Origin of the sequence: Cellulomonas fimi ATCC 484 (genome assembly GCF_000212695.1) — a bacterium.
GTDB classification, from domain to species: Bacteria; Actinomycetota; Actinomycetes; order Actinomycetales; family Cellulomonadaceae; genus Cellulomonas; species Cellulomonas fimi.
In genome coordinates this window covers 4166699-4178453 of the sequence record NC_015514.1, presented here as the reverse complement: position 1 = coordinate 4178453, position 11755 = coordinate 4166699, and the positions used below count along the sequence as shown (strand labels likewise).

Genomic DNA, 11755 nt, shown 5'->3' with positions numbered 1-11755 from the left:
CACGGGCGGTAGGCATGGGACCTTCGGCCCTTGTCTAGGGTGGGGCGGTGCGCAAGGAGGTACGTGGGGCGTGAACGCACCAACGACAGATGCAGCCGGCGGGACGTCACAGCTGCTGTCCGCGATCCTGGACATGGCCGGCGACCTGGACCTCCCCAGCCTGCTGGAACGGTTCGTCGCCGCCAGCACGACGCTGACGGGAGCCCGGTACGGCGCGATCAACATCGTCGACCCCGACGGCACGTCGTTGACGTTCGTCCAAAGCGGCGTCGACGAGGCCACCGCCGCAGCGCTCGGGCACCCGCCGCACGCGTGGGGTGTGCTGGGGCAGATCCCCGACCACGGGGTCCTGCGGCTGGAGGACCTGACGCAGCACCCCGCGTTCCGCGGCCTGCCTGCGGGACACCCGCCGATGGGCTCGTTCCTCGGCTCGGCCGTCCGCGTGCACGGCGAGCGGTACGGGACGCTGTACCTGTCGGAGAAGCAGGGCGGGTTCGACGACGCCGACGTCGAGGTGGTGCAGGCTCTCGCGGCAGCCGTGGCCGTGGCGGTCGACAACGCGCAGCTGTACGCCGCACAGGTGCGCCGCCAACGCTGGCTGTCCGCGTCGCAGCAGATCACGACGATGCTCCTCGAGGGTGCGGACGCCGAGGACGCCCTGGAGATGATCGCCCAGGCCGCCGCCGACAGCGGTGAGGCGGACGTCGCCGCTCTCGTGCTGCCGGGCCCGGAGGGCGACGACCTGATCGTCGAGATCGTCACCGACGGCGGCCGCCAGCTCCTCGGCCTGGACGCGACCGACGACCCGCGGGTGCGACAGGCGTTCACCAGCGCCGACGGGGGCGTCCTCATCGTGAACGCGTCGACGGACGCGCACCCCGCGTTCGCAGGCTTCGGGCCCGCGCTCCTGGCGCCGCTGCACGCGCACGGCGACGGTCTGGGGGTCCTCGTGCTGCTCCGCGCGGCGGGCGGGGAGCCGTTCACCGAGCAGGACCTGACGTTCGCGCAGTCGTTCGCCCGGCAGGCGGCGCTCGCGTTCGTCCTGGGCGAGGCCCAGCGGCTGCGGGGGCACGAGGCGCTGCGGGGCGAGCGCACCCGCATCGCCCGCGACCTGCACGACCTCGCGATCCAGCAGCTGTTCGCCGCCGGCATGCAGGTCGAGTCGTTGCGGTCCGACCCGTCCGTGCCCGTCCCCGAGCACGTGTCGCAGGCGCTCGGGCAGGTCGTGGAGCACGTGGACGCCGGCATCCGGCAGATCCGCGTCATCGTGCGCACCCTGGACGACCCGGGCGCGACGATCCCCCTGGTGCAGCGAGTCGTCGCGGAGGTCGAGCTCGCGCGCGCGTCGCTCGGGTTCGCGCCCGCGTTGAGCGTCACGGTCGACGGCGTCGACGTGGACGTCACCGCGGCCGGCCCCACGGACGCAATCGACTCCCTGGTCGCCCCCGGCCGGGCGAACAACGTGGTCGCGGTGGTGCGCGAGGGCCTGTCCAACGTCGCGCGGCACGCCCGTTCGCGGCAGGTGTCGGTCCGGCTGGCGGTCGCCTCCGGCGGTGACGGGTCGATCGTCGTGGAGGTCGAGGACGACGGCGTCGGCGTCCCGGCGGCGCCGACCCGCTCCTCGGGCACCCGGAACCTCGCGGAACGCGCGCGCGAGGTCGGCGGGTCCTTCTCGTTGCTGCAGCCCCCGTCCGGACGAGGGGCGCTGCTGCGCTGGCAGGCACCGCTCGACTGAACCTCACGCCTGACCTGGGACGACGCGTGCCCGGCGGCCTCACGCGCCGGGGACCTAGGTCACGTCCCGGCCTGACGTGCGACCGCGAGCCTGGGCGGATGAGCGACCCGGATGGTGGCGACGGACCCTGTGCGAGCGACGCACCGGAGGACCGGGCGGCGCCGACCGCCGAACCCGGCATCGACGTCACGACGCCCCGGCTCCACCTCCGGCCGTTCCGGGCGGGCGACGCGACGGCGCTGCACGCGTACCTCTCCCACCCCGACGCCGTGCGGTACGAGCCGTACGGCGTGCTCGACCCGGACGCCGCCGCGCGCGAGGCCGAGCGCAGGGCGCACGACCCGGCCTTCGTCGCGGTGTCGCTCCGCTCCACGGGCACCCTGGTCGGGAACCTCTACCTGGCCGGCGAAGGACCGGCCGAGTGGCACACGTGGCAGCTCGGGTACGTGTTCCACCCGGCCCACTGGGGCCACGGCTACGCGACCGAGGCGTGCACCGCCCTGCTCGACCACGTGTTCACGGTGCGGCGGGCGTGGCGCGTGGTCGCGCGCTGCGACCCGCGCAACGAGCGGTCGTGGGCGCTGCTGGAGCGCCTCGGCATGCGCCGCGAGGGCCACCACCTCCGGGCCGCGTCGTTCACGGCCGACGCCGACGGGCACCGGGTCTGGCACGACACGTACGTGTACGCACTCCTCGCGGACGAGTGGACCCGACCGCCCTCCTGACGCAACCGTCACGGGTGGCGTCACGCCGTGGCGCCCGCCTCTCGGTGACGCGTTCGGGGGACGATCCACGGCACGGCCAGACACAGCTGCCAGAGGCCAGCCCGCGTCAGCCGCCGATCGCGCTCATGGGCCGGTCGGGCTGCCGGAACGTCGGCTCGCCGATGCCGTGCCCGGCCTTCTTGCCCGCGAGGCACCGCCGGTACGCGTCGGCCACGGCCTCGTCGCCCAGCGCCTCGTCGCGCACGACCGCCCGCACGTCGACCTCGTCCTGCGCGAACAGGCACGCGCGCAGCTGCCCGTCGGCGGTCAGGCGCAGCCGGTCGCACGCGGAGCAGAACGGCGCGGTGACGGACGCGATGACGCCGACGGTCTGCGGCCCGCCGTCGACGTGCCAGAGCTCGGCGGGGGCGTTGCCGCGCCCGGGAACCTCGGTGAGCGTGAACGCCGAGGTCAGCCGGTCGAGGATCTCCGCCTGCGTGACCATCTGCGTGCGGTCCCAGGTGTGGCCGCCGTCGAGCGGCATCTGCTCGATGAACCGCATCTGGTACCCGCGCTCGACCGCGAACCGGGTGAGCGCGACGACCTCGTCGTCGTTCACCCCACGCATCGCGACGGCGTTGATCTTGACGGGGTGCAGCCCGGCGGCGTCCGCGGCGGCGATGCCGGCGAGCGTCTCGACGAGCTTGTCGCGCCGGGTGAGCTCGATGAACTTCCCGCGGTCGAGCGTGTCGAGGCTGATGTTCACGCGGGACAGCCCGGCGTCGCGCAGGGGAGCGGCGAGCGCGGGCAGGCGCAGCGCGTTGGTCGTGAGCGACACCTCGGGGCTGCCGTGCGGGCCGGTGAGCGCGGTCAGCCGCCGGACGACGTCGACGACGTCGACGCGTAGCAGCGGCTCGCCGCCCGTGAGCCGGATCTCGGTGATCCCGAGCTCGACGCCGACGCGGGCGACGCGCACGATCTCCTCGGTCGTGAGCATCGTCTGCCGCGCGAGCCACGGCACGCCCTCGGCGGGCATGCAGTACGTGCACCGCAGCGAGCAGCGGTCGGTGAGCGAGATGCGCAGGTCGTGGTGCGGGCGCCCGAACCGGTCGACGAGCGGAGCGTCGGGGCGGGCGGCGTCCTGCGGCCGTGGACCGTCGGCGCGCGGCACGACAGGGCTGCCGTCGTCCGACGACGAGGCCCGCACGGTCGGCATCGGCAGGTCCGTCATGACATCCCCACCCACACGTGGGAGCCGTCCGCGAGGATCTCGCGCTTCCAGACGGGCAGCTCGGCCTTGACGGTCTCGACGAGCGCCCGGCACACGTCAAACGCCTCGGCGCGGTGCGCGGTCGCCACGGCGCACACGATCGCTGCCTCGCCGACCTCGAGCCGCCCGACGCGGTGGCTCACCGCGAGCCCGAGCACGTCGTCGTCCGCCGCCGCACGCCCGGCGAGCCGCGCGAGGACCGCCGCCGCGTCGGGGTGCGCGCTGTACTCGAGCGCCACGACCCTCCCGTCGACCGACGGGTCGTGGTCCCGGACGAGCCCGACGAAGGTCGCGACCGCCCCGGCGCGGGCGTCGCTCACATGTTCCACGTGAAACAGCAGGTCAAGCGGCCGGTCCTCGATCCGCGCCAGCACCGTCATCCGTGGTCACCCCCCGCGACCTGGTCGAGGAGGTGGCCGAGGAGCGGGACGAGCGCCGCGAGGTTGTCCCGGACGCCGCCGGGCGAGCCCGGCAGGTTGACGACGACGACCCCGTCGGCCGTCACGCCTGCGAGCCCTCGCGACAGCACCGCGGTGGGGACGGTCCGCGCGGACTCGCGCCGCAGGAGCTCCGCGACACCCGGCAGCTCGCGGTCGAGCACGGCGCGCGTGCCCTCCGGAGTCCGGTCCCGCGGCCCCACGCCGGTGCCGCCGGACGTCACCACGAGCCGCGCGCCGGAGCGTGCCGCGGCGTCGATCGCGTGCTGCACCGGCAGCGCCCCGTCCGGCACCACGACCGGCTGGTCGACCTCGAAGCCCGCCTCGACGAGCAGGTCCCGCGCGAGCGGACCGGACCGGTCTTCGCGCGTCCCGGCCGCCGAGCGGTCGGACACGACGACGACCGCCGCGTGCCGCGAACCCCGGGCGTTGGTCACCGCGTCAGCCTAACGACGCACCCCGGAACCGCCTCCGGTGCCCGCACCGTGGAAAACCCCGGCGCACGGCGTGCCAGCATGGGCGCGACACCGGCAGCCCACGGGGAAGAGCGACGATGCGCACACGCGTCCCGACGAGCGAGGTCGAGCCGTGGTGGCGCCGCCGCGGCCGGGGCGCGTCGGCGGTACCGGGGGGAGCGCCGCGCCCGTCGTCGCCCAGGTCGTGGCGACGCAAGCGGCGGCTGCTGCTCAACGCGGCCGTCGTCCTCGTCGTCGGGCTGGCGGTGCTGCGCGCGGCCGCCCGCGGCTCGACGCCGATCGTCCTCGCGGTCGTCGCCCTCGTCGCGACCGGCGTCTGGATGCTGGTCGACCGCCGCCTCGACCGTCGCCGCGCGCGTGCCCGCGACGACGGCGGGCGGCGCTGACCGCCCGCACGCCAGGACCGCCCGCACGCCAGGACCGCCCGGCCGCGGACACCACCGCCCGGGCCACGCGCGGCGGGTAGGCTGGCCGGAGCACGGCGACAACTGAACACGCTGCTCGAACCGACGCGGGAGAGCTCCGGCCACGGCCGGACGCCGAAGGAGCAACCCTCCCCGGGAATCTCTCAGGCCCCTGTACCGCGACGGCGAGGCAACTCTGGAAAGCGGCCGCGCCCGACGAGGGCCGGCCCACCGACGGTGCAAGTCGGCGCGCCCCGGGCCACTCGGCCATGGCGGACCGGCAAAACTCTCAGGTCGTGCGCCCGGCGCGCGGATGACAGAGCGGGGAGCCCACCAGCCCGTCCCGGCGCGCCTGCCGGACGACCCCCGGAGCAGCCCGTGACCGACCTCAGCTCGTTGCACGACGTCGTCGCCCGGACCGGCGCCCCCGCCGTCCCGCCGATCCCCGTCCCCGCCGGCGCGACCGCGGTCGCCCTCACCGCCGTGGAGCACACCCCGGCCGCCGAGGGCTTCGTCGACCGGCACGTCGGCCCGCGCGGCGAGGAGACGCTGCGCATGCTGGAGACGGTCGGCTTCCCGACCCTCGACGCGCTGATCGACGCGGCGGTCCCGGCGTCGATCCGCACGGGCCGGGAGCTGGACCTGCCGCCGGCCCGCAGCGAGGAGGACGTCCTCGCGGCGCTGCGCGAGGTCGCGGGGCGCAACCGGGTGCTCACGTCCATGATCGGCCAGGGGTACTACGACACGGTGACCCCGCCGGTGATCCGCCGGAACGTGCTGGAGTCGCCCGCCTGGTACACGGCGTACACGCCGTACCAGCCGGAGATCTCGCAGGGTCGCCTGGAGGCGCTGCTCAACTTCCAGACGATGGTCACGGACCTCACGGGTCTCGACATCGCGAACGCGTCGCTGCTCGACGAGGCGACCGCGGTGGCCGAGGCGGTCGCGCTCATGTGGCGCGGGCAGCGGAACAAGCCGGGCACGGTCGTGCTGGACGCGGACCTGTTCGGGCAGTCGCTCGCCGTCACGGTCGGTCGGGCGGAGGCGATCGGTCTGCCCGTCGTCGTCGCGGACCTGACGGACGGGCTGCCCGAGGTCGAGGGGACGCTCCTCGGTGTCGTGGTGCAGCAGGTCGGTGCGTCGGGCCGGGTGCGGGACCTCGCGCCGGTCGTCGCGCAGGCGAAGGAGCGCGGGGCGCTCGTCACGGTCGCGGCGGACCTGCTGGCGCTCACGCTGCTGACGTCGCCGGGTGAGCTCGGCGCGGACGTCGCGGTCGGCTCGGCGCAGCGGTTCGGCGTGCCGCTGTTCGGCGGCGGCCCCCACGCGGCGTTCATGGCCGTGCGTCAGGGGCTCGAGCGCTCGCTGCCCGGGCGGCTGGTCGGCGTGAGCATCGACGCGGACGGCGCACGGGCGTACCGCCTGGCCCTGCAGACGCGTGAGCAGCACATCCGCCGCGAGAAGGCGACGAGCAACATCTGCACCGCGCAGGCGCTGCTCGCGATCGTCGCGTCGATGTACGCCGTCTACCACGGGCCGGACGGCCTGCGGGCGATCGCGCAGCGCGTGCACCGGCACGCCCGGTCGGTCGCGATGGTCCTGGGCGAGGTCGGCGTCGAGGTCGAGCACGCCACCTACTTCGACACCGTGCGGGCGGTCGTGCCGGGGAAGGCCGCCGACGTCGTGGCCGCCGCCGCGGGGCTGGGCGTCAACGTCTGGGCGCCCGACGCGGACCACGTGCAGGTCGCGTGCGACGAGAAGACGCGCCCCGAGCACGTCCTCGCCGTCGTGCTGGCCTTCGCGCAGGCCGGGACGACGCGCCTCGAGGCCGACGACGACGGCACGTTCGCGTTCGGCTTCGTCGGCCCGACGGCGTTCGACGACGAGTCCGACGCCCTGCCCGCGGCGCTGCGCCGCACCACGAGCTACCTGCAGCACCCCGTCTTCCACCTGCACCGGTCCGAGACCGCGATGCTGCGGTACCTGCGCAGGCTGTCCGACAAGGACCTCGCGCTCGACCGCACGATGATCCCGCTCGGGTCCTGCACGATGAAGCTCAACGCCACGGTCGAGATGGAGCCGATCTCGTGGCCGGAGTTCGCGGCCATCCACCCGTACGCGCCCGCCGACCAGACCGAGGGCTACGCCGAGCTCGTCACCGAGCTGCAGGACTGGCTCGCCGAGATCACGGGCTACGCGGCCGTGTCGGTGCAGCCCAACGGCGGCTCGCAGGGCGAGTTCGCGGGCCTGCTCGCGATCCACGCGTACCACCGCAGCCGCGGCGAGGACCGCGACATCTGCCTGATCCCGGCCTCCGCGCACGGGACGAACGCGGCGTCGGCGGCGCTCGCGGGCCTGCGCGTCGTGGTCGTCGCGACCGCCCCCGACGGGTCGATCGACCTCGACGACCTGCGCGCGAAGCTCGACCAGCACGGCCCTGCGGTCGCGGCGATCATGATCACCTACCCCTCGACGCACGGCGTCTACGAGGAGGGCGTCCGGACGGTGTGCGACCTCGTGCACGACGCGGGCGGCCAGGTGTACATCGACGGCGCGAACCTCAACGCGCTCGTCGGGCTCGCACGGCCGGGCGAGATCGGCGGCGACGTGAGCCACCTGAACCTGCACAAGACCTTCTGCATCCCGCACGGCGGCGGCGGGCCGGGCGTGGGGCCGGTCGCGGTCGCCGCCCACCTGGCGCCGTTCCTGCCGGGCGACCCGACCCCGGCCGCCGCGCGTCCCGCCGACGAGGCCGCCGCGGACCGGGCCGGGCTCGGCGCGGTCGCACCGGTGTCCGCGGCGCCGTGGGGCTCGGCGGGCATCCTGCCGATCTCGTGGGCGTACGTCGCGCTCATGGGTCCCGACGGGCTGCGCACCGCGACGGAGACGGCGGTCCTGGCCGCGAACTACCTGGCCACGCGCCTCGCGCCGCACTTCCCGGTGCTCTACACGGGCCCGAACGGGCTCGTCGCGCACGAGTGCATCCTCGACCTGCGCGACATCACGAAGCAGACGGGGGTGACCGCCGAGGACGTCGCGAAGCGGCTCATGGACTACGGCTTCCACGCCCCGACGCTGTCGTTCCCCGTCGCAGGCACGCTCATGGTCGAGCCCACCGAGAGCGAGGACCTGGCCGAGCTCGACCGGTTCGTCGACGCGCTCGTCGCGATCCGTGCCGAGATCGACGCGGTCGCCGCCGGACGCTGGGCCGTCGAGGACTCGCCCCTGCGAAACGCGCCGCACACCGCGGCCAGCGTCTCGACCGACGCGTGGGACAAGCCGTACGGCCGTGAGCTCGCCGCGTTCCCGGTCGCGTCGCTGCGTGACGGCAAGTACTGGCCGCCGGTCCGCCGCATCGACGGCGCGCACGGCGACCGGAACCTCGTCTGCTCGTGCCCGCCGGTCGAGGCGTTCGCCGAGTGAGCGCCCCCGACCCCGCGGCGCCCGCCGGCGCCCCCGCCCCGACGAACGGAGACCCCGTGAGCGACCCGACCGCCGACGTCCTGTCCCCGCTGCATGACGAGCACGTCGCCCTCGGCGCCGCGCTCACGTCGTTCGCCGGATGGCAGATGCCGCTGCGCTACACGTCCGACCTGGCCGAGCACACCGCGGTCCGCACCGCCGCCGGGCTGTTCGACCTGTCGCACATGGGCGAGCTCGAGGTCACCGGACCGCAGGCGGGGTCGGCGCTCGACGCAGCCCTCGTCGGCCACCTGTCCGCCCTCGCCGAGGGCCGGGCGCGGTACACGATGATCGTCGACGAGCACGGGGGAGTCCTCGACGACCTCGTCGTGTACCGGCTGGCGCCCGAGCGGTTCGTCGTCGTCGCGAACGCCTCGAACGTGGCCGTGGTCCGCGACGCGCTGCGCGAGCGGCTCACCGGCTTCGACGCCGCGCTCGACGACGCCTCCCTGCGGACCGCGCTCGTCGCCGTCCAGGGGCCGCGCGCCGAGGAGATCGTCGCCTCCGCGACCGAGCCGGCCGACGTCGACGCGGTGCGTGCGCTCAAGTACTACGCCGCGGTCCCCGCGACCGTGGCCGGACTGAGCGCGCTCGTCGCCCGCACCGGCTACACCGGCGAGGACGGGTTCGAGCTGTTCGTGGACGCCGCCGACGCCCCCGCGCTGTGGCGCGCGCTCCTCGCCGCGGGTGCACCGCACGGCCTCGTCCCGGCGGGCCTGTCCGCGCGCGACAGCCTGCGCCTCGAGGCCGGGATGCCGCTGTACGGCAACGAGCTCGACAGCACGACGACGCCCTACGACGCGGGTCTGGGTCGCGTCGTGCGGCTCGACAAGACCGACGCCGACGGGGACCCGCTGCCGTTCGTCGGCCGCGACGCGCTCGCGGGCCGCGCGGACTCGCAGCCGGCGCGCGTGCTGGTCGGGCTGCAGGGGCTCGGGCGTCGCGCCGCGCGGCACGGCTACCCGGTGCTCGCGTCCGCCGAGGCCGGCGCCGCGCACGTCGGGACCGTCACGTCGGGTGCGCCGTCGCCCACCCTCGGCCACCCCGTCGCCATGGCCTACGTGACCCCCGAGGTGAGCGCCCCCGGCACGGAGCTCGCGGTCGACGTGCGCGGCAGGGCCGAGCCGGTGCGCGTCGTGCCCCTGCCCTTCTACCGTCGTCCTCGGTGACGGCGGCCGCGCACCTGACCGGCGCCGTCCCGGCGTCCCGCACGACCCGCACGGCCTGCCGCGCGGCACCCGCCCGACCCGCCCGATCCCGCACAGACCAGGAGACGACATGACCGCCCTGCCGGCGCACCTGCACTACACGCTCGAGCACGAGTGGCTCGAGGACGGCTCGCCCGCGACCGTCGGGATCACGTCGACCGCCGCCGAGGCGCTCGGCGACATCGTCTACCTCGAGCTGCCGGCCGTGGGGGAGCAGATCGCCGCCGGGGCAGTGGTCGGCGAGATCGAGTCGACGAAGTCCGTGTCCGAGCTGTTCTCGCCCGTCTCCGGCACCGTGGTCGAGGTCAACCAGGACGCCGTCGACGACCCGTCGCTCGTGAACTCCGACCCCTTCGGCCGGGGCTGGCTGCTCAAGGTCGACGTCGCGTCGACGGGGCCGCTGCTGACCGCCGAGGAGTACGAGGCGCACGCCGCGGGCTGACCCCCGCGGACCCTCCGGTCGAACGTCCCCTATCGGACCAACCCGACGCCACACCATCGGCCGAACGGGTGAACATAGGGACCTACGTCCCATGGGGTGTATCTGCATCGGATGCCGAAGTTCATTGTGGGTGGCAGCGAGACCGGTTCAGCAGCGATCCGCGCGAAAAGAGTTGGTGGAAGTGGCGTCATGGCGCCGCCCGAGCTCCCTCTCATCCGGTACGCCGCCTTTGGCGGAGCCGGAGAAGTCGGCACCACAGCAGCACAACCGGAGGACACGATGAGCATGCTGGAGACGCGCGAGACGGCCGGGACCGTCACCGAGGCGCTGACGCGACGCGAGCGCGTGGTGCTCGGCGAGCTGGCCGAGGACGTCACGCTCGAGGAGATCGCCACCCGTCTGTTCGTGACGCGCAACACGGTCAAGTCCCAGGTGCGGAGCGTCTACCGCAAGATCGGCGTCTCGACGCGCGCCGAGGCGGTGGCGTGGGCCGTCGCGCACGGCATCCGCTGAGCGCACACCAGTCGACTTCCCGACGGCCCGGGCGACCGGGCCGTCGCCGGGTCGCCACGCCCCCGCCACACGGGCCTGGCAGACTCGCCGCATGACACAGCCCGTGCTCGTCGTCGCGGCCGCCGTCGTGGACGACCTCGACGACCCACGGGTGCTGCTCGCCGCTCGTCGTGCGACGCCGGCGAGCCTCGCGGGTCGATGGGAGTTCCCCGGCGGCAAGGTCGACGCCGGGGAGACCCCCGAGGCCGCGCTGCACCGTGAGCTCCGCGAGGAGCTGGGTGTCCGCGTCGCGCTGGGCGACGAGGTCGTCGGCCCGCACGACGGCGTGTGGCGGCTCACCGACCGCTACGTGATGCGGCTGTGGTGGGCCGAGATCGTCGACGGCGTGCCGCAGCCGCTCGTCGAGCACGACGAGCTCCGCTGGTTGCCCGACGGGCAGTGGCACGACGTGCCGTGGCTGGACGCGGACGTCCCGATCGTCGAGGCGCTGACCGCCTCGCTGCGCGACGGCGCGCGCTGACGGCTCGCGCTGACGGCTCGCGTGCGACGTGCGCTGCGGGGCGTGCACGCCCGAAGGCCCCGCGCCGGACGGCAGGGGGCCTTCGTGGTCCGCGTCGAGCACGCGGACGGGCGGACGCGGTCCGCGTCGAGCACCCGCGGACGGGCGGACGTGGTCCGCGTCCGGCAGTCGCCGGCGAGCCGGCGTGGTCCGCGTTCAGCAGTCGCGGGCCGCGCGGGTCACCAGCGGTGGTTGGCGTTGCCGGAGCACGCCATGCCCGTGCCGCGGCAGTACGTGCACTCGCCCTTCCAGCGGCGCCGACCCTGGCCCTCGCAGTGCCCGCACTCGCTCACGGGAGCGCTGCACTCGTCGCACCTCTTCATGTCCGCCTCCTCGCCGGGCTCGCCGTCCCGCCCGTCCTGACCCCGCGCACGGGGCGGCACGAGCTCTGTGAGGAAGGGATCGGCACCTGCCGACGGCCCTTGAGCGCCGTCTCCGGACCGTGACCTGCAACGACGCCTACCAGGCGGTAGGGAGCGCTCCCATGCCCGGCTTGCGTCGGTCTGGGACCTAGGACCCCCGCAAGGATCCACCGTTCGGAGCAACGC

At 74.8% G+C, this 11755-nt stretch carries 12 protein-coding genes and 1 riboswitch; of the genes, 8 read left to right on the top strand and 4 right to left on the bottom strand.

From position 1 onward, the window contains the following. The first annotated feature begins 70 nt into the window (after nt 1-70). Together CELF_RS18870 and CELF_RS18865 are read left to right on the top strand one after the other, a co-directional pair. A complete protein-coding gene (locus CELF_RS18870) occupies nt 71-1735 on the top strand; it encodes a sensor histidine kinase (RefSeq protein WP_013772863.1) in 1665 nt (554 codons plus the stop codon). A gap of 98 nt (nt 1736-1833) precedes the next feature. Further along, nucleotides 1834-2460 (top strand): GNAT family N-acetyltransferase, encoded by a 627-nt coding sequence (locus CELF_RS18865; protein ID WP_013772862.1) that lies wholly within the window; start codon nt 1834-1836, stop codon nt 2458-2460. 106 nt (nt 2461-2566) lie between these two features. Here the strand turns inward: CELF_RS18865 and moaA are convergent, their stop codons facing one another. The 3 genes from moaA to CELF_RS18850 are packed head-to-tail and all read right to left on the bottom strand — an operon-like array spanning nt 2567 to nt 4583. Beyond that, nucleotides 2567-3670: a GTP 3',8-cyclase MoaA gene (gene moaA, locus CELF_RS18860; protein WP_013772861.1), complete on the bottom strand. Its 1104-nt coding sequence runs from the start codon at nt 3668-3670 to the stop codon at nt 2567-2569. Next, nucleotides 3667-4089 carry a molybdenum cofactor biosynthesis protein MoaE gene (locus CELF_RS18855; protein WP_013772860.1) on the bottom strand — a complete coding sequence of 141 codons (423 nt, stop codon included), beginning with the start codon at nt 4087-4089 and terminating at the stop codon, nt 3667-3669. The genes moaA and CELF_RS18855 overlap by 4 nt, the downstream gene beginning before the upstream one ends. Further along, on the bottom strand, nt 4086-4583 hold the full coding sequence (locus tag CELF_RS18850; RefSeq protein ID WP_013772859.1) for a MogA/MoaB family molybdenum cofactor biosynthesis protein: 498 nt from the start codon (nt 4581-4583) through the stop codon (nt 4086-4088). The genes CELF_RS18855 and CELF_RS18850 overlap by 4 nt, the downstream gene beginning before the upstream one ends. Before the next feature lie 116 nt (nt 4584-4699). On the opposite strand from CELF_RS18850, the gene CELF_RS18845 reads away from it, so the two are divergent. From CELF_RS18845 to CELF_RS18820, 6 genes are all read left to right on the top strand, one after another. Beyond that, entirely contained in the window at nt 4700-5008 is a 309-nt protein-coding gene (locus CELF_RS18845; RefSeq protein WP_013772858.1) for a hypothetical protein, read from the top strand. A 116-nt stretch (nt 5009-5124) separates the two neighbouring features. Next, a riboswitch (glycine riboswitch) is annotated at nt 5125-5216 on the top strand. Between the two features lie 188 nt (nt 5217-5404). Then, nucleotides 5405-8446: an aminomethyl-transferring glycine dehydrogenase gene (gene gcvP, locus CELF_RS18840; RefSeq protein WP_013772857.1), complete on the top strand. Its 3042-nt coding sequence runs from the start codon at nt 5405-5407 to the stop codon at nt 8444-8446. Between the two features lie 56 nt (nt 8447-8502). Then, nucleotides 8503-9654, top strand: coding sequence for a glycine cleavage system aminomethyltransferase GcvT (gcvT, locus tag CELF_RS18835; RefSeq protein WP_157457169.1), 1152 nt, complete (start codon nt 8503-8505; stop codon nt 9652-9654). Nucleotides 9655-9763: 109 nt separating this feature from the next. Continuing rightward, nucleotides 9764-10135: a glycine cleavage system protein GcvH gene (gcvH, locus tag CELF_RS18830; protein WP_013772855.1), complete on the top strand. Its 372-nt coding sequence runs from the start codon at nt 9764-9766 to the stop codon at nt 10133-10135. A gap of 279 nt (nt 10136-10414) precedes the next feature. Continuing rightward, nucleotides 10415-10648 carry a LuxR C-terminal-related transcriptional regulator gene (locus CELF_RS21550; RefSeq protein ID WP_013772854.1) on the top strand — a complete coding sequence of 78 codons (234 nt, stop codon included), beginning with the start codon at nt 10415-10417 and terminating at the stop codon, nt 10646-10648. A gap of 91 nt (nt 10649-10739) precedes the next feature. Next, nucleotides 10740-11168, top strand: coding sequence for a (deoxy)nucleoside triphosphate pyrophosphohydrolase (locus CELF_RS18820; RefSeq protein ID WP_013772853.1), 429 nt, complete (start codon nt 10740-10742; stop codon nt 11166-11168). 218 nt (nt 11169-11386) lie between these two features. Here the strand turns inward: CELF_RS18820 and CELF_RS18815 are convergent, their stop codons facing one another. Then, nucleotides 11387-11530, bottom strand: a complete 144-nt coding sequence (locus tag CELF_RS18815) for a hypothetical protein (RefSeq protein ID WP_013772852.1) — start codon at nt 11528-11530, stop codon at nt 11387-11389. Nucleotides 11531-11755: the final 225 nt, after the last annotated feature.